This window comes from Neorhizobium sp. LjRoot104 (assembly GCF_964253725.1).
In the GTDB taxonomy this organism is placed as follows: domain Bacteria; phylum Pseudomonadota; class Alphaproteobacteria; order Rhizobiales; family Rhizobiaceae; genus Neorhizobium.
Genome location: NZ_CAXURS020000001.1, coordinates 2,699,275 through 2,716,940, shown reverse-complemented (window position 1 = coordinate 2,716,940; position 17,666 = coordinate 2,699,275). Strand labels below are relative to the sequence as shown.

The 17,666-nt window shown below is 59.4% G+C and carries 16 protein-coding genes and 1 tRNA gene; 10 read left to right on the top strand and 7 right to left on the bottom strand.

Annotation, left to right across the window (positions count from 1 at the left end; genetic code table 11):
• Window positions 1–65: 65 nt before the first annotated feature.
• On the top strand, window positions 66–1,661 hold the full coding sequence (gene serA, locus ACSQ8R_RS13855) for a phosphoglycerate dehydrogenase (RefSeq protein ID WP_436253903.1): 1,596 nt from the start codon (window positions 66–68) through the stop codon (window positions 1,659–1,661).
• Window positions 1,662–1,754: 93 nt separating this feature from the next.
• On the opposite strand, the gene ACSQ8R_RS13850 is transcribed toward serA, so the two are convergent.
• Window positions 1,755–2,699 (bottom strand): alanine--tRNA ligase-related protein, encoded by a 945-nt coding sequence (locus ACSQ8R_RS13850; protein ID WP_436253902.1) that lies wholly within the window; start codon window positions 2,697–2,699, stop codon window positions 1,755–1,757.
• A gap of 206 nt (window positions 2,700–2,905) precedes the next feature.
• On the opposite strand from ACSQ8R_RS13850, the gene ACSQ8R_RS13845 reads away from it, so the two are divergent.
• Entirely contained in the window at window positions 2,906–3,955 is a 1,050-nt protein-coding gene (locus ACSQ8R_RS13845) for a Tim44 domain-containing protein (protein WP_436253901.1), read from the top strand.
• Here ACSQ8R_RS13845 and ACSQ8R_RS13840 read toward each other — a convergent pair.
• Window positions 3,952–4,371, bottom strand: coding sequence for a DUF1810 domain-containing protein (locus ACSQ8R_RS13840; RefSeq protein WP_436253900.1), 420 nt, complete (start codon window positions 4,369–4,371; stop codon window positions 3,952–3,954). The genes ACSQ8R_RS13845 and ACSQ8R_RS13840 overlap by 4 nt on opposite strands.
• A gap of 242 nt (window positions 4,372–4,613) precedes the next feature.
• On the opposite strand from ACSQ8R_RS13840, the gene ACSQ8R_RS13835 reads away from it, so the two are divergent.
• From ACSQ8R_RS13835 to ACSQ8R_RS13825, 3 genes are all read left to right on the top strand, one after another.
• Window positions 4,614–4,970 (top strand): VOC family protein, encoded by a 357-nt coding sequence (locus tag ACSQ8R_RS13835; RefSeq protein WP_436253899.1) that lies wholly within the window; start codon window positions 4,614–4,616, stop codon window positions 4,968–4,970.
• A gap of 264 nt (window positions 4,971–5,234) precedes the next feature.
• On the top strand, window positions 5,235–6,431 hold the full coding sequence (mnmA, locus tag ACSQ8R_RS13830) for a tRNA 2-thiouridine(34) synthase MnmA (RefSeq protein ID WP_436253898.1): 1,197 nt from the start codon (window positions 5,235–5,237) through the stop codon (window positions 6,429–6,431).
• 135 nt (window positions 6,432–6,566) lie between these two features.
• Window positions 6,567–6,643: transfer RNA gene (locus ACSQ8R_RS13825), tRNA-Met, on the top strand.
• On the opposite strand, the gene ACSQ8R_RS13820 is transcribed toward ACSQ8R_RS13825, so the two are convergent.
• Window positions 6,600–8,237 carry a recombinase family protein gene (locus tag ACSQ8R_RS13820; protein WP_436255472.1) on the bottom strand — a complete coding sequence of 546 codons (1,638 nt, stop codon included), beginning with the start codon at window positions 8,235–8,237 and terminating at the stop codon, window positions 6,600–6,602. The genes ACSQ8R_RS13825 and ACSQ8R_RS13820 overlap by 44 nt on opposite strands.
• A 20-nt stretch (window positions 8,238–8,257) precedes the next feature.
• Window positions 8,258–8,410 (bottom strand): Arc family DNA-binding protein, encoded by a 153-nt coding sequence (locus tag ACSQ8R_RS13815; protein WP_436253897.1) that lies wholly within the window; start codon window positions 8,408–8,410, stop codon window positions 8,258–8,260.
• Between the two features lie 90 nt (window positions 8,411–8,500).
• Between ACSQ8R_RS13815 and ACSQ8R_RS13810 the strand changes: the two genes are divergently transcribed.
• The 3 genes from ACSQ8R_RS13810 (at window position 8,501) to ACSQ8R_RS13800 (ending at window position 10,622) form a co-directional block, all read left to right on the top strand.
• Window positions 8,501–8,755, top strand: a complete 255-nt coding sequence (locus ACSQ8R_RS13810; RefSeq protein WP_436253896.1) for an Arc family DNA-binding protein — start codon at window positions 8,501–8,503, stop codon at window positions 8,753–8,755.
• Between the two features lie 488 nt (window positions 8,756–9,243).
• Window positions 9,244–10,029: a DUF4145 domain-containing protein gene (locus ACSQ8R_RS13805; RefSeq protein WP_436253895.1), complete on the top strand. Its 786-nt coding sequence runs from the start codon at window positions 9,244–9,246 to the stop codon at window positions 10,027–10,029.
• Window positions 10,029–10,622: a hypothetical protein gene (locus ACSQ8R_RS13800; RefSeq protein ID WP_436253894.1), complete on the top strand. Its 594-nt coding sequence runs from the start codon at window positions 10,029–10,031 to the stop codon at window positions 10,620–10,622. The genes ACSQ8R_RS13805 and ACSQ8R_RS13800 overlap by 1 nt, the downstream gene beginning before the upstream one ends.
• 18 nt (window positions 10,623–10,640) lie before the next feature.
• Here the strand turns inward: ACSQ8R_RS13800 and ACSQ8R_RS13795 are convergent, their stop codons facing one another.
• Window positions 10,641–12,494, bottom strand: coding sequence for a M15 family metallopeptidase (locus tag ACSQ8R_RS13795; protein WP_436253893.1), 1,854 nt, complete (start codon window positions 12,492–12,494; stop codon window positions 10,641–10,643).
• A 165-nt stretch (window positions 12,495–12,659) separates the two neighbouring features.
• On the opposite strand from ACSQ8R_RS13795, the gene istA reads away from it, so the two are divergent.
• Together istA and istB are read left to right on the top strand one after the other, a co-directional pair.
• A complete protein-coding gene (gene istA, locus ACSQ8R_RS13790) occupies window positions 12,660–14,165 on the top strand; it encodes an IS21 family transposase (protein ID WP_436253892.1) in 1,506 nt (501 codons plus the stop codon).
• Window positions 14,162–15,055: an IS21-like element ISRel5 family helper ATPase IstB gene (istB, locus tag ACSQ8R_RS13785; RefSeq protein WP_436253891.1), complete on the top strand. Its 894-nt coding sequence runs from the start codon at window positions 14,162–14,164 to the stop codon at window positions 15,053–15,055. Before istA ends, istB begins: the two co-directional genes overlap by 4 nt.
• Window positions 15,056–15,100: 45 nt before the next feature.
• On the opposite strand, the gene ACSQ8R_RS13780 is transcribed toward istB, so the two are convergent.
• Both ACSQ8R_RS13780 and ACSQ8R_RS13775 read right to left on the bottom strand, forming a co-directional pair.
• Window positions 15,101–15,997 carry a phage tail tape measure protein gene (locus ACSQ8R_RS13780; protein WP_436253890.1) on the bottom strand — a complete coding sequence of 299 codons (897 nt, stop codon included), beginning with the start codon at window positions 15,995–15,997 and terminating at the stop codon, window positions 15,101–15,103.
• A gap of 10 nt (window positions 15,998–16,007) precedes the next feature.
• Window positions 16,008–17,666 carry a terminase large subunit gene (locus tag ACSQ8R_RS13775; RefSeq protein WP_436253889.1) on the bottom strand — a complete coding sequence of 553 codons (1,659 nt, stop codon included), beginning with the start codon at window positions 17,664–17,666 and terminating at the stop codon, window positions 16,008–16,010.

Below are 17,666 nucleotides of genomic sequence, written 5' to 3'. Positions count from 1 at the left end.
TTCCGCCGACATTGGCGGAGCCCATTCCCTCATTCACGACAGAAACTTTTTCAGGAGGCCCACTGATGGCACCTCGCGTTCTCGTATCCGACGAACTGTCGGAAACCGCCGTCCAGATCTTTCGCGATCGCGGCGTCGAAGTCGATTTCCAGCCGAAGCTCGGCAAGGACAAGGAAAAGCTCGCCGAGATCATCGGCAACTATGACGGCCTCGCGATCCGTTCCGCCACCAAGGCGACCGAAAAGCTGATCGCCGCGGCGACCAATCTCAAGGTCATCGGCCGCGCCGGCATCGGCGTCGACAATGTCGATATCCCGGCCGCCTCGCGCCGCGGCATCATCGTCATGAACACGCCGTTCGGCAACTCGATCACCACGGCCGAACATGCCATCGCCCTGATGTTCGCCGTCGCCCGCCAGCTTCCGGCAGCCGATAGCTCGACCCAGGCCGGCAAGTGGGAAAAGTCGCGCTTCATGGGCGTCGAGATCACCGGCAAGATCCTTGGGGTCATCGGCGCCGGCAATATCGGCGGCATCGTCTGCAAGAAGGCGATCGGCATCGGCATGCATGTTCTCGCCTATGACCCCTTCCTGTCGGCCGAGCGCGCCGAGGAAATGGGCGTCACCAAGGTCGAGCTCGACGAGCTGCTGGCCCAGGCCGATTTCATCACCCTGCATGTACCGATGACCGACAAGACCCGCGGCATCCTCGGCAAGGAGGCGCTCGCCAAGACCAAGCCCGGCGTGCGCATCATCAACTGCGCCCGCGGCGGCCTGGTCGATGAGGCAGCACTTGCCGAAGCCATCAAGTCCGGCCACGTGGCCGGCGCCGGTTTCGACGTGTTCGAAGTCGAACCCGCCACCGAAAGCCCGCTGTTCGGCCTCGAAAACGTCGTCTGCACCCCGCATCTCGGCGCGTCCACCACCGAAGCGCAGGAAAACGTCGCACTTCAGGTGGCCGAGCAGATGTCGGACTACCTGGTCAAGGGCGCGGTTTCGAACGCCATCAACATGCCGTCGATCACCGCCGAGGAAGCGCCGCGCCTGAAGCCGTTCATCCGGCTGGCGGACGTGCTCGGCGCCTTTGTCGGCCAGGTCACCGAGGATGCGATCAAGGAAATCGAAATCCTCTATGACGGCTCGACCGCCGGCATGAACACCAAGGCGCTGACCAGCGCGCTGCTTGCCGGCCTCATCCGCAGCCAGGTCTCCGACGTCAACATGGTTTCGGCGCCGATCATGATCAAGGAAAAGGGCATCATCCTGTCCGAAGCCAAGCGTGACAAGTCGGGCGTCTTCGACGGCTATATCAAGCTGACGGTCACCACCGACACCATGACCCGCTCGGTTGCCGGCACTGTCTTCTCGGACGGCAAGCCGCGCTTCATCCAGATCAAGGGCATCAACCTCGACGCGGATGTCGGGACCAACATGGTCTACATCGCCAATACCGACGTTCCCGGCATGATCGGCTTCATCGGCATGACGCTCGGCAATGCCGGCGTCAACATCGCCAACTTCCATCTCGGCCGCGACAAGGAAGGCGGCGACGCCATCGCTCTCCTTTACGTCGACGGTCCGGTTCCGGCCGACGTGCTGGCGAAACTGACCGCCAACCCGGCAATCCGCCAGGCCAAGCCGCTGGCGTTCAACGTCGAGTGAAGTCACCAAAGCTGCTCATGGCCCTTATGGTCGTAAGGAGTTCCTGAACGACGTGAAGGCCTCCGGTGAAGATCGCCGGAGGCCTTCGTCATTTTATCCGTCCGGCATATCCCGCAGGTCGGAAAGCTCGATGCCATGGGTGTCGAACCACCATTCCGGGCTCATGCCGGGATGTTTATCCCGCAGGCGCAGATATCTCGTCCGAAGGCGGTCCTGACGGGCGACCTCCTCGACGAAGAAGGGATGATCGAGCGCGCCGCCCATCCGGTGCAGCCGGCGGAGCAGCTTGCGCAGCGCATAACCCTGCTCCTTGTTGCCCGGACGATAACCGCTTTCGATGATCGTCATGATCGCATTGCCGAGCGTCTCCATGGCATCCTCCGGCGGTGTGCCGTTGATGAGCATGTCGAGACGATCGGCGCCGAAACCGACGTCGATGCAGGTTCCAAGCGGATTGACGATGTTACCGATCTCCACCCCGTCCTTGTAGAACTCGGTGCCGTATCCGGTGATGCTGCCATCGCTCCATGTGCATTCGGGGTCCGGGACGATCGGAATACGTCCGCGGTAAAGCGGCGTCCATTCGGCCAGGCGGTCCGGATGAATGGTGACGTGGTCCGGCGTCAGCCCCAGCGTCTGCAGGAACTCGAGCCAGAAATCGATGGCATCGCCAACGCTCATCTCCCGGAAGGAGAAGAGGCCAAGCATGGTGAAGTGAAGGAAGTGGGTTCCATCTCCGATTTCATCGAGGTCGCCCAGGCGCAGGCATGCCTGGCTGTTTGCGACGGTTCCCTGATGGGATGGATCGGAGAAGAGGGCTTTGTACTGCTGCATGCCCGCGCTGCAGAAGAGCGTGGTGGCGTCATGCGGCCTTACGGATTGGATGTTCGTGAAGTCGATGCCCTTTGAAAGGCAGAAGTCTCGATAGTGCCGGATCAGGCGTCCCGCGGTGACATAGGCAACCTCCTTTGCGTTTCGTGTGCCTCTCCGGAAGGTAACGGCATTCCGTGCGCGGCGCAATCTGGTCTGCGGAGACATCTTCCGGCGCCGAGAGCCCGCGCCGGGATGTCACAGGCTGATATCACGAATATCCTCTTTTGGTTGTATTTATGGCGCTTGGCTCCCGCTTCAAACTCCATTATCTACTTCGACGGGAAAAAGTGAGGATGGGCCTAAAATCCTAAAGGCCGCCTCTCTATATAGACAGGGAATACCGCGCTTGAGCGGTTTATGAGGAGAAAACGATGTTATCGAACCTTCGGCGTTTCAAGAACCTGTTCGCGATCATGGCGATCGGAATGGCGGTTTCCTTGACCGCCGTGGATATGGCTGAGGCGCGTCGCGCCAGCGGCGGTTTCGGCAGCCGCGGCACGCGCACCTACTCGGCTCCGGCGACTACCAATACCGCGCCCACGGCTCCGACAGGCATCAACCGGTCGATGACGCCCAATACGCAGCAGAACGCCACGACGCCGCAGAACGGTCTTGGCCAGCAGGCGGCGCAGCAGCCCCGCCGCGGTCTCTTCGGTGGCATGTTCGGCGGCCTGCTCGGCGGTCTCGCCCTCGGAGGCCTGATCGGCATGCTGATGGGCACTGGTTTCGGTGGCATGGCGGGCATGCTCGGCATGTTGCTGCAGATCGCGCTGATCGGTGGTCTCGCCATGCTGGCTTTCCGTTGGTTCGCCCGCCGTCAGCAGACGGCCGGCGGTCCGGCAGGGGGCATGAACGCCGGTTTCGGCCAGCCGCGCAACGCCTATGACGCGCCGAGCCAGAATACCTCGTCCTTCCAGATCCCGAAGATCGGGTCGCTGGGCGGCGGTGGTCAGGGTGGTTTTGGCGGCGGCTCCACCAATGCCGCTCCGCGTCAGGCCGGACCCGAGACCGACGAGATCGGCATCACCAACCGGGACCTCGACCAGTTCGAGAAGCTGCTGACCAATGTCCAGTCCGCCTATGGCGACGAGGACTATGCGAAGCTGCGCAGCCTCACCACGCCGGAAGCGATGTCCTATCTCGCCGAGGAACTCGGGGAAAACGCCACCAACGGCGTCAAGAACGAGGTGAAGGACGTCAAGCTGCTGCAGGGCGATCTTTCGGAAGCCTGGCGCGAAAACGGGCAGGACTATGCGACCGTCGCGATGCGCTACTCGAGCGTCGATTACATGAAGGACCGCAATACCGGCGCAGTCGCCGAAGGCGACCCGAACGCGGTGACCGAGACCGTCGAAGTCTGGACCTTCGTGCGCAAGCCCGCCAACGACTGGAAGCTTTCGGCCATCCAGGCGGCGGCCTAACCTCGAAGCAGCGCGATGGTCTTTTCGTCGCGCTCGTCATCAAAGAACTGCGAAAGGGCTTGGCCGAAAGGCGAGCCCTTTTTGCTGACCGCTTCGAACAGCGTCATCGAACTCTTGAATTTCATGTCGTCGGGAGAGCCCAGGATCGCGTGCGCTGAAAGGCCAGAGTGGGAGAGCATCGCCCCGGTGCATTCGATGAGCCGGGGGCCCAGCAGGGGATGTTCCAGATAGGCTGTCGCCTCCGCCTTCGAGCCGATCGCGAAACGCTGGGACATGATCGAAAAACCGAGCCCGGCCACCTGGGGGAAGATGTACCACATCCAGTGGGAACGCTTCTTGCCATCGCGTAGCTCGGCGATGACGCGCTCATAGACAGGCGCCTGCGCATCGACAAAGCGCATGAGGTCGAATTGCATTGTCTCTCCGTCCCGATCGCCCTGTAGCCACAAATCACCCCACGCCCAGAAGGCTCCCAAATCATGAAAATTTTGCGGCTACTCTTTTCGATGCCGGGTCGCAGCTTGGCCAGGGGATCGCGGAACGTTCCGTTCAGCAATTCAGGCGACCGTCGCGGCGCGAAAATTCGTCTTGATGTTTTACAAGGCAAGCCTGAACATGGACAGCTCGGTGTGGAAATTTCGGCCGGATCACTATCTCGATGAACGAAGCAAGCCCGATATGCGCCGTGCTTATCCATGTCGCGGACGTCGCGCAGGCGCTGGACTGGTACCAAGCCGCATTCCCGCACGCCGTTAGGCGAAATCTCGAAGCGTTCGATTTTCAGTTTCTCGATGTCGGCGGGATCTGCCTCGAGATCGTGCCCGCTGACGAGAAGGTTGGGATGGGCGCCAGCGGATCGGTGGTCTATTGGCAGGTCGATGATTTCGACGCGGCGCTCGACCATGTCGTCGCCATCGGCGCGATGCTCTACCGGGGACCGATCCACATCCAGAACGGCCTGCGCATGTGCCAGGTTCGCGATCCATGGGGAAACTGCATCGGTCTGCGGGGCTGAGGCTTTGACCGTTTCTTCATGGGCCCCGCCTAGAATAAGTCGTCGGAGCGCGGAGACCGGGCGATGGTACTGAACTGGGCAATCTTCCTCGGCGGCATCGGATACCTGACCTATGCTGAGCCGATTCGCGCTCCTCCTTGCGCAGAGGCTCAATCCTTTCTATATCCCACAACAATTGTCTCCGACGGCCGATCCCGCCGCAGGCCCTGAATATGCCGCCCTCCCATCATGGACCGGCGGCTTGAGATACCGAGAGAGTTACCCGTGAATACGCTGGATTTTGACAAGAGGCCGGAAGACACACGTGTTGTCGTTGCCATGTCGGGGGGAGTGGATTCCTCCGTCGTCGCAGGCCTGCTCAAACGCCAGGGTTACGACGTGCTCGGCATCACGCTGCAGCTCTACGACCATGGCGCGGCCGTGCACCGCGCCGGCTCGTGCTGCGCCGGGCAGGATATCGACGACGCGCGCCGCGTTTCCGAAACGCTCGGCATTCCTCATTACGTGCTCGACTACGAAAAGCGGTTCCGGGAAACGGTGATCAACCCGTTCGCGGAAGCCTATGCGATGGGCGAAACGCCGGTCCCCTGCGTCGCCTGCAACCAGACGGTCAAGTTCGCCGATCTGCTGGCGACCGCCAGGGACCTTGGCGCGGACGCGCTGGCGACCGGCCACTATATCCGCTCCTCCGCCAATCCATCGCCGGGCAACCCGAACCGCCGCGCGCTGTTCCGCCCGATCGACAGCGATCGCGACCAGAGCTGGTTCCTGTTCGCGACGACCCAGGAGCAGATCGACTACCTGCGCTTCCCGCTCGGCGGCATGTCGAAGGCGCAGGTGCGCGAGCTTGCCGAAGAGATGGGCCTCGTGGTCGCCAAGAAGGCCGACAGCCAGGACATCTGTTTCGTGCCGCAGGGCAAATATGCCGACATCATCGCCAAGGTGAAGCCGAATGCCGCCCTGGCGGGTGATATCGTGCATATGGACGGGCGTGTGCTCGGCCGCCACGAGGGCATCGTCCACTATACGATCGGCCAGCGCCGCGGCATCGGCATCGCCACCGGCGAGCCGCTCTACGTCGTTTACCTCGACGCCCGTTCGCGGCGGGTGATCGTCGGCCCGAAGGAAGCGCTTGATACCCACCGTGTCTATCTGCGCGACGTCAACTGGATCGGCGACGGTCTCCTCAGCGAGGATGCAAAGGGCGGGTTTGCCTGTTTCGCCAAGGTGCGCTCGACGCGCCCGCCGACGCCGGCGACGCTCCATTGCGACAACCAGGGCGTCTACGTGGATCTGGCGATCGGCGAGGCCGGTGTCGCGCCGGGCCAGGCCTGCGTGCTCTATTCGGCCGAAGGTGCGGATGCGCGCGTTTATGGCGGCGGTTTCATCGAGCGTTCCGAGCGGGCGGCCGAGGCCGAAACCGCGCTGAAGGCCCTGCTTTCGGCGCCGGTCGCGGCTTGAACCCGGCACTTGCCGCGGCCCATGAAATTGCCGCCGGTTTTTGCCCAAACCCTGCTTGACACTTTGGTGACGGGGGACTTATAAGCCGCACGACCAAAGCGGAACCGGCCACGCCGGAACTTCCGCAGTCCCTGTGGCGGGGTAGCTCAGTTGGTGAGAGCGCAGGATTCATAACCCTGAGGTCGGCAGTTCAATTCTGCCTCCCGCTACCAATTTTACATCTCCCCATCCCCTCGGTGGTTTCTTAGGCGCGTCTTCTCCGCCTAGGAACGGCTCCAGCCAATTCTCTACTGTAATCGAGAGCACGCCGTTCTCGTCCCTGCCTACCGTGATCGATTTAATGATCTCCCGGATGAGGCGGGGCAGCTCGCCCATGTCGTCTAGCATGTTCAAGGCAAGCTCCAGCTTAGGGCGGTAGCCGATAAGCTTTTCCGCGAAGCGCTTCACCGCTGCCGGATGCACGAGAATGGCTTTTGTCTGGGGGAGGGTGCAAAGCTCCTCGTTCAACCGGTCCCGTTCATCTCCCTGCGCCTTCATCCTTGCGGAAAGCGTATTCGGATCACCGAGGTTTTTCAGGATCAAGTCGAGCAAACGTTCATTGTCTTTCTCGATCTCGCTTAACCGCGCTTCGATTTCTTTCCGGCGACGGCCTTCCTGTAAAGCTTCCTCGTTCCGCTTCTCCAAATAGGCCTTTGCGTAGGTATGGATTTGCGTAGGGGTGGCAAGCTCGCGAGTGAGGCTATCAATCACCAAGGCCTCCACGTCGGTGATGTAAAAGCTCTTGGGGTCGGGACATGCACCACTGTTAGTGTGCGCAGAGCATTTTAAACGAGGTTTCCCCGACTTATCCGCGCCATTGATGGCCATGCCTGAACCGCATGACGCGCACTTCAACAAACCGGACAGGAGGCGCTGAGGGCGGCGCTGCTTGCTGATGTCATCGCGCTTGACCGAACGGGCAGCTAGTTGAGCCTGTACGGCGTCAAATAGTTCATCATGGATGATCCGCAATTCTGGAGCAGCCACCGACAGCCATTCATCGCGGGGATTTGACCGACTTACTCGCCTGCCGGTGAGAGGGTCCTTAATCATCCGGTTCTTGTTCCAGACGATACGGCCAACGTAGATGGGATTGCGTAACAGGCCGGAACCGCGTTCGTCGGCACCGATGATAGCGGATGGCGACCAAAGCTTTCCCCGGGGCGGCTTCACGTGCTGACTGTTAAGTCGTTTGCAGATTGCCCGTGGCGAGGTACCCGCTTCATATGCCGTGAAGATGTAGCGCGCGATCTCCGCTTCTTCCTCCACGATGACGGGTTTTCCACGGTTGCCCGGATCGGGACGGTAGCCGTAAGCTCGCCCGCCTGCGGTCAGGCCTTGTTTGACGAGGCCGGTCATTCCGCGCCGGACCTTATGCACGTTGTCTTCCCGGAATAGTTGGGCGAAGATCGATCTCATACCAACGCTAAGCGTGTTGGCCTCGCCTTCGTGTACTGTTACGATCTTGATGCCAAGGAACTGCATCTGCTTATAGATGCCTGCCATGTCTTCCATGTCACGGGAAAGGCGGTCCAAGGCCTCCACAATGATGACTTCAAATCGGCCCGCCCGAGCATCTTGGAGCATCTTCTGGATGCCATCGCGACCATGAAGCGAGGCACCGGATTTGGCCTTGTCATGGTAGGCTTCGACGATCTTGAAACCTTCGCGTTGGGCAAACGTCTTGCATAGGTCGATTTGATCTTCGCAGGAGCGTTCGTTTTGCAGGTCGGTCGAGAACCGGGAATAGATTGCTGCCTTACTCATGTAATGTCCCTCTGCGCTGGTTAGGCGGCTTGCTTTTGGGCTTCGGCGCGCTGCGCGGCCTTCATCATGGAAAGAATTTCCCCGTTCAGGCTGCGGTCGTTGTTTTCGGCGCGCGAGGCCAGCCACTGCTTGAGTTCTTCCGGGAGGCGGATTTTCAGATCGCAGGTTTTCATAACTTACTCCATGGGTTAAAATATTACCCATGAAGGGGTACTTCTTTTCCATCTTGCCGTCAACCCCGCAGCGGGGTAGTTATTGACCCCATGACGCGAAACCCACCTGATATGAAAATCCGACTTTCCGCCGAATTGCGTAGACAAGTCGAGGCGGCGGCTAAGTCAAATAACCGCACACTCAACTCAGAGATTGTATCTCGGCTGGAGGCCTCGTTTAGGACCGTAGTCGCAGGTGATAAGATGGAAGCTTCCACGACATCGGATGTAGAAATCGGTCAGCTTCTCCAGCGGATCAAATGGCTAGAAGAACGGATGTCGGTCGTGGAAGAGCAACGGTTCTAAAATGTATAGCCGAGCCGCGCTGTTAGTATCCTTGGTAATGGCGAGTGCGTGCGGGTGTCTGGCGCTCGCAGGGTTTTGGTTTCCAAGCTTGCCGCTTTCGCGTTTAACCAACAGTGCCAGTGCGCTATTGGGTTTAGCTTCTATTTTTCAGCTAAAGGAAAGCGGCTGGTTCGACCGCGCAATGGAAATCTACAGTGATGACGAAAAGTTTCCCGGGGGACCGCCATCTTATTTTATGAGGCGCTACTATAAGGTGGACCACCCAGATCAACCTATCCGCAGCGCAATCCGGATAGCACTGTTTCACAATTCACAGACCGGCGGATATTTTGCGGTAGCGAGCCTAGTACTAGCGCTCATCGGAGCTTGGCTTTAGCTCCTCAGATGAACAACGTGTGGAAGAGCTGGAAGCCAAGGTCGCAACCTTGCTCGAAAAGAAGTAAATACGAAACAGTTGCGTTTTTTGAAATCAATTTCACTGAGGCAAGATGAAATACGTATCACCGTCCGTGAAGGAAACGGCTTTCAACTGTCCGCACTGTGGAGCACTCGCAAAGCAGTTTTGGTCAAGCTTGTACGCGAAGCATAATACCGAGAAATCGCCGCTTCCACTGCTTCTTGAGAAAGACGCTCAAAACGATTTTCTTGAAATAGGGGACCCGGAGCAACGAGAGGAAACAGTTAGAATTTTCAAATTGCTGGCTAAGCGCCTCCCTTTCATGGAGCCGTCCGAAGGAACGTTGTACGGTGATAAAGAGATTTACAATTGTTTTGTGTCGCGTTGCTTTAATTGCAACGATATAGCGATTTGGATTGGTGACAGTCTCGTATACCCGGGAACGGGCGAGGCTCCGGAACCCAATGCTGATCTTCCCAGCGAGATCGGTCGGGATTACCGCGAAGCAAGTTCTATACTCCACCTGTCGCCAAGGGGAGCGGCCGCGCTTATGCGGTTAGCGATCCAGAAACTTTGCAAGCATCTTGGGCAACCGGGCCAAAACATTAACGCCGATATCAAGGCCCTCGTATCCGCTGGACTTGATGTCAGGGTCCAAAAGGCGTTGGACGCCGTGCGGGTGATCGGGAACAGCGCCGTTCATCCCGGTAGCATAGACATAAGCGACGACAGACCCACGGCAGAAAGTCTGTTCCGACTAATCAATCTCATCGCGGACAAGATGATCTCAGAGCCAAAGCATGTTGATGAAGTGTACGCTATGCTGCCGCCTGGGGCGTTGAAACAGATCGAAGAACGCGACAAGGGCAAATCGTGATGTCAGATGCATCTACCTTCAACGCGTTGGTAGAGTTAGCTGATAGGTACTGCGGGCCGATTGGTGTCGGCAAAGACCTGATCATTTCTCTTTTTGAAGAGCAATCAGACTGGGCATTCATCATCCAAATCGATGCTCTCAATGAGACGGCATGCCGGGATATTATTTCCCGCCTGCTATCCTTGGGTGGCCTCGAACCCGCCAAAGAGGAGGACATTTCCTCCTTCGTCTCGGGAATGAGTTATCAAGGTCGTACATCAGTCATACGGCTACTGAAGATGACCGGCATTCCGCCTGAACACACCGATTTTGTGGATACGGTGCGGACCGTCCGAAACACCTTTGCGCACGATATCAGATCGGTTTCCCGAAGCCTCATGGACATCATAGGCGAGAGAAACGATAAAAGCCGCGTTCTCAAAATATTGTCGTATATCGAACAGTACGACGAGGAAGCGGTTGCCGAGATGTTCGCAAAAGACCCGGCGCTGCTTCGCTTCGTCATTCTCCAGCAGTGCCTGACCTTTCTATATCTGATCCACATCAATCTTCGTGATCGGGAGGAAGGCGCCGAGATGGCAGGCGTGGACTAGCGGTTCTCCGGTTCGATGCTATCGCTTCCCGTACCCAGATAGCAGCCCGCCCGGGCGCATCTGGCCGATTGTCCAATCCGTCATCTGCTGATCAATCGCCTTGCTGACTTCCTTCGCCATGTTCTTCGCGTGGGCATCATCTTTGGCAGGGTCACCACTGGAACCGCTGGCCTGAACATTGATCTGTGGCGCGAACACATTGGTCAGTGAACCGCCGGATCGGGACTTGGCGTTGCCCACCAACCCCCCATCGACCATGGCCGGGGCATGACCGGAGTTAATGGCCTCCAGCACGGCGCGGTGCTTGTCAGCGGCTCGGGCATTCACCACGAACTCCCCATCCGAAAGCATGGTCGGGATGCTGTCGCTGGTCGAGGTGCCGGGACCACGGATACCGCCACCGCCTGCCATGTGAGGTAGCATGGAGGTGGAGACGAGGCCACCCTTTGCCCTGAACAGGAAGCCCAACAAGCCACCGAATAGGCCGCCGCCAGAACTACCGCCACCGCCGAGCGGACCTTCGCCTAGCAGGGCAGCTTGGAGGGCGACCTTTATTAGCTGCTGTCCCAACTGTGCCAGCGCCTGTTCCGCCGTCGTGGTGCCTGTGAGAATGCCGGTCAGGGCGTCAACGGCGGTGTTTCCCAGCATCTGGCTGAACTGTGCCGCCTCCTCCTGCGTCTGGGCAAAACGGGTGGTCGCCTGTTCGGCCTGCGCCATGCCCTGCGCAAGCTGCTGGATTTCGGCGCGCTGTTGCGGCGTGACGCTGATGCCCTGCCGCTGGGCATCGTTGAGCATCTGTTGCTCATAGCGATAGGCGGCAGCGGCCTGCCCCGTCATGGTCAGGGCCTGCTGTTCGGTCTGCTGAGCTTGGGTGAAGCTTTGGGCATCCGAGATGATGGACTTGTAGGCGTCGGACTGTTGAATGAGGGCATTTGTCTGGGTCTGGATTTCCTGTGCCCGGGCCTGCCCCCGTGCGTCCGCATCCTCGATATGCCAGTTCTCATTCGACAGCGGAAAGGACAGACCATAGGCCCCCGCATTCTGATGAACCCAATTGCGTGCGGCATCGGAACCATACCCCAGGTCGGCGGCATTGCCCTTGTTGTGCTGGCTGTTACCGGGAGGGGCCACCCACTTCCGAGCGGCCTCCGGTGAACCGTATTTCCGCAATGCCTCTAGCCACAGCTCTTGCTGGCGTTCCGGCGACCGATACCCGGAATTGATGGAAACACTGCCCCTGAGGTCGTCCGGCATGCTGGCGAGCATCGTGGCAAGCTTCTGCTGGAAAGCGGACTGCATTCCGGTGACGTGCTGCGCATTCTTTCCCGATGCCAGAACATTGGAGAGATACTTCGTCGGGTCATCCGTCGCGGATTTGATATTCAGCGAGGACAGCGCTTTCCCGCGAAGCTCATTCGCCATGTAGACATCGCTCATCGTGCGGGCGTTGTTGAGAGCGGCCTTATAGGTGTCCTCGATCCGAGCCTTTGCGTCCAGCAGAGCAAGGTTGTCAGCGAGGCCGGGGATTTCCATCTTCAAGGCACGGATTGCATCGGCAAAGGTATTCAAGCCCTTCGCCCCAGAGGCGGCGGAGCTACCGGTGCTGTTCAGCGCGCCGTAGAGGTTTTCGAGCGATGGGGTGGTGGCCTTGGCATCCTCCCCGGTCTGATAGATGAAATTGTCCTTCAAGCCGTTGCGGCGGTCGAGGATGTCGCGAAGCTTCATCGCTTCGTTGGTCAGGTCCTCGATAAGCTGCTTCTGGCGATCAATGTTCAGGTCAACGGCAACATCCCCCGGGAAAGCCGTCTTCTCTAGGCCAAGGTCGTCCAGCCGCGCTTTGGCTTCGTTCAGCCCGTCGTTGCGTAGCGGCAATCTCGGTGAGATTCAGCGTCAATCAGGATGAGACTCGCGCCGGGGTGTGACGGAGTGAGGGCGTAGCCCGATCGTAGTCATACCCCGGCGTGGCGCAGATTTCGGCGTCTCAAGATCGCGGTCGGTTCGGTACATTTGCGGTTTTCTGGATTGGAGAACCAGTTTGTGCCGGGTCGCCATGTAACCGATCATCAGATGAGACTCTTCATGAAGTACCGACAAACACATTCCGTAGAGGTCGCCGCGGCAAAAGCGTCGATCAGCCGGGCTACGGCCTACCGTCTCGACAAGGAGACGCAGCTCCCATCTCAGAGCAAGGCGCCCCGCGGTCGTCGCCGCCCCGATCCTCTGGAGCCGATATTCGAGACAGAAGTCATCCCGCTCCTGAAGACCGCACCCGGCATCCGTGCTGTCGCTGTCTACAACGAGATGCTGCGCCGACATCCAGAGCTTTCTGAAGGTATCCGCCGTACGCTTGAGCGACGCATTCGGTCGTGGCGTGCTGTCCATGGCGAAGCGCAGGAGGTCATCTTCCGCCAGATGCACGAGCCAGGCCGGCTGGGCCTTTCGGATTTTACCGATGCCAGCGGTCTTGGTGTGACGGTCGCCGGCCAGCCACTTGATCACCTGTTCTATCACTTCCGGCTTGTCTGGTCGGGCTTCGAACATGCCCATGTCATTCTCGGCGGGGAGAGCTTTGTCGCTTTAGCCGAAGGGCTTCAAAATGCCCTGTGGTCCGTGGGCGGTACGCCGCTCTATCATCGGAGCGACAGCCTGTCGGCGGCATTCCGCAACCTCGACGCCGATGCCAAGGTCGATCTCACCCACCGATACGATCAGCTTTGCTCCCATTATCGAATGACGCCGACGCGCAACAACAAAGGCGTCGCGCATGAGAATGGCTCGATCGAAAGCTCCCACGGCCATCTCAAGAACGCTGTTCATGATGCCCTGCTGATGCGGGGGACCAAGGAATTCGACGATCTCAGTTCTTACCGCGCCTTTGTCGACGAGATCGTCAGCCGTCGCAACGCTGCCCATGGCAAACGCATTGATGCAGAACGATCCCATCTGCAGGCGCTGCCCGAGCGCAGGACCACGGACTTCGAAGAGATTGTCGTCACGGTGTCTCGGACGGGCGGCTTCACCTTGCGCAAGGTCTTCTACACCGTGCCATCCCGCCTGATCGGCCACAGGCTACGAGTTCGCCTGTTCGACGATCGGCTGGATGTCTTTGTCGGCGGCACGCATCTGATGACGTTGCGCCGCGGACGCGGCCAGCCCGACGGGCGGCACGATCAGGTCGTCAACTACCACCACGTCATCCATTCCCTGCGCAAAAAGCCGATGGCGCTCCGCGGCCTCGTTTATCGCGACAAGCTCTTCCCGCGTCAGGAATACCGCAAGGCCTTCGAAGCCCTCATCGAACATCTTCCCGACAAGCAGGCTTGCAAGATCACCGTTGAGCTTCTGGCATTGGCGCATGACCGCGGTTGCGAGCGTGAGCTTGCCGAAGAATTGGCCAGGACACTCGATGCCGGCGATTTACCGGATCTGGTCGCCATGCGAACGCTCTTCGGCCCGGATCCAGCCAAGCTGCCGACAGTCCATGTGCAACTCGCATCGCTCAACGGTTATGAGGCCTTGATCGGGACGGGAGAAGCCGCATGAAGAACGCCCACATCATCGATGAAGCACGCCTCGGCATCATGCTCAACGAGCTCCGGCTGCCGACGATCAAAACGCTGTGGCCGCAATTTGCCGAGCAGGCGGACCGGGAAGGATGGCCAGCAGCTCGCTTCCTGTCGGCTATTGCTGAGCACGAGCTGGCAGAGCGTGCCAATCGCAGGATTGAACGGCATCTCGCCGAAGCGCACCTGCCGCCCGGAAAGACCTTGGACAGCTTCGCCTTCGACGCTGTACCCATGATCTCGAAGGCGCAGGTCATGGCAATTACCGCCGGCGACAGTTGGCTCGCCAAAGGAGCCAACATCCTCATGTTCGGTCCCCCCGGCGGAGGAAAGAGCCATCTCGCCGCCGCTATCGGCCTGGCCCTGATCGAGAACGGATGGCGGGTCCTGTTCACCCGGACCACCGATCTCGTCCAGAAGCTCCAGGTCGCTCGTCGGGAACTGCAGCTCGAATCCGCCATCGACAAACTCAACAAGTACGACCTGCTCATCCTCGATGATCTCGCCTACGTGACCAAGGATCAGGCGGAAACGAGCGTGCTGTTCGAGCTGATATCGGCACGATACGAGCATAGATCGATCCTGATCACCGCAAACCAGCCATTTGGGGAGTGGAACCGGGTCTTTCCCGATCCTGCCATGACGCTCGCAGCGGTTGATCGGCTCGTACACCATGCGACGATCTTCGAGATGAACGTCGAGAGTTACCGCCGCAGAACCGCACTGGAGGAAAAGCGCCAGCGAGGCCGACCGGCCTCGTTTGCGACAATCAGGACCTCAACGCTGTCTGTCGCGGAGCGGCAATCAGAAAACGACGAAGAACTTGTCAGCGGCAATCAGCATGATAACTTGACCCCGACCGCGACCTAAGAATCTCATCCAGATTGTCGCAAGCGTCTCATCCTGATCGCCGCGCTATACGTCGTAGACGCCGACAAGCCGGTCCTGCACGTTGCGGGTCGATTGCTCATCGATCTTGTTGAACCGGTCAAGCACGTCATCAGCGGCACCGACAAGGCCAAGGATAGCCTGCTTAGTGTAGGTGGATATGGTGGTGCCGATAGCGTTGAACTTCCTGTCCAGCTCGTCAGCCCGGGCAATCACCTCATCGTCCATGACTGCGCCAAGGTCGTGGGCTTCCTGAATGAGCTTGCGCATGCCATCCGCGCCACGGTCGATCAGCTCCACGAACCGTTCGCCCCCGGTCCCGCCGAATAACTCATCTGCGATACGGATTTGCGCGGCTTTGTCCAACTGTTGGAGCTTGGCAACAATTTCGATAAGGAGCGCCGAAGGGTCTTTCAGCTTGCGCTTCAGGTCCTCGGCACCGAAGCCAAGGCGCTGGAACGCTTCCGCTGCCGAACCACCACCCGTGACGATGAATTCATCGGCGCGAAGGGAAAGCTCTTTCATGCCATCGGTGAGAGCGTCCACGGGAATGCGGGATTGCCCCGCAACATAGGATAGCTCTTGGAATGCCCTCGCGGACAAGCCTGCGCGCTTAGCCTCGCTGCCGATATTGGCGATACCCTTCGTGATGTCGCCGACACGGGACAAGATGCCTTCTAGCGCACCGACAGACAAGCCGGTGACGAGACCAGCGATGCCACCCTTAAGGCCAGCCAAGGCGACGTTGACGCCCTGCGAGGCCTTCGACATGGACTGTTCAAGGGCATCGGCAGAACGCTTTGCCTGTCGCTCGATAGCTTGGAAGTTCTGGCTGGACGTTCGGTTTGCCCGTTGGAAGTTGCGCTCGAAATCGCGGATGCGAGCTTCCAAGGAGACGACGAGCTGTTCGGTATCGGTCGGCATGGGTGTCTCCTTAGAAGATCAGCAGGCCTTCGGCCCGTTCGTCGCTGTCATAGATTGATCGGTTATCCTCACCGAGAGAGGCACGGCCCACGGCCATGGCGGCGGCAACGGCACCGTCTATGCGGTCGCGGCTCTTGCCTTTGTGAAAAGCCTTGTTCCCCGCCTTGTCGGTCTCGACTGCAATATTGTCGAAGTTCCACCGGAGGACGGGGTGCCCGCCATGTCGGAAGCGTCCGGCGATGATGGCGCGTTCCAGTTCCTTGATGGCGGGGGCCATGGTAATCCAGCCCTGCCGCATCTCGATTGCCGGATAACCGTCATCGGCAAGGTTGCTCATCATGTTGCGGCCTAGATGCGGGTCGAATGCGATCTCCCGAACGTCAAAGCGCCTGCACAGCTCCCGGATGGCGTCTTCCACGACACGGAAATCCACGACGTTGCCGGACGTGGGTTCGATGAAACCCTCGTCAGCCCATTGCGGATAAGGCACGCCATCACGGTCGGCTTTGCGAAAAAGATTGTCGCGGGGACAGAAGAACCACGGGTGGACGAAATACCCATCGTGTCCGTCACGCCACGCGGCGACGATCACCGTCAGGTCGGAATTGCTGGACAGGTCCACAGCCAGCCAGCAGGGTTCGTGCTCCAGCTCCTCAAGATCGAAGGCAGCGGCACCCTTGTCATAGATCGGCATATCCACGAACGGGTCGGACGAATGCCCCAGCCAGATATTAAGGTGTAGCTGTCGGAACGCTTCGCGGTCGGCGGGTCGTTCGGCGGCTTCCCGGGCAAGCTGGCGAAGGCCGTTCAGGTCGGGGTAACCGTGAACCAAACCGGGATTGCAGGCTTTCCATACTTCCTCATCCTGCCAATCGGCATCGGCTGGCGTTTCGAACAGGATAGGCAGGGTGGCAGGGTCATGGACTTTCCCGGCGGCGACCTTGCGAGCATAGTCGATCACCTCGAAAGCGATGTTTTCCTGTCCCCGTCCTGCCGTGGTGATCACGATGCAAAGCGAGTTCGGCACCTTCACGAGGCCGGTGCGGATGACATCCCAGAGGTCACGCTTCTTCCAAGCGTGGATTTCGTCAACGAGCGCAAAGACCGGGGTTCGACCATGCTGGGTTCCCGCATCGTTAGAGAGGCTTTCGAGAAAGGTGCCACCGGGGAACTGTATCTGATTTTTGTATTCGAGGAGCTTGATGGTCCGTCCCTCTTCGAACCGCCGATTTGCCTGCCCTTTATTCCAGAGGTCGTCCGATCCGGCGCGGATGATGCTTTCTGCTTCCTTGAGCGCAAGCTTGGCCTGTTTCCGGTCAGCGGCGGCGGTCAGCACTTCGCCCCCCGGAACCGCTTCTGGTCCCATGGTGTGGAGGAGCGCAAGAGCTGCACCTAGAGCGGTCTTGCGGTTGCCACGGGGCAGCATGATCGTGACCTGCTTGATTATCCGGTGGCCGTTCTCATCACATGGGCCATACACAGAGCGCACTATGCGCTCCTGCCACGGGTCAAGCTGAAACGCCTGTCCCGGCGCTGAGGATTTCGGATGCTTCAGGCTGCGAAGGAAATCGACAGCTCGCTGGCCATATCCGAACGGATCGGGGATGTCGGCAAACGGATTTGCAATCAATTTCACTTTCTTCTTTTTTAATACGAGCTTGTGGCCCAT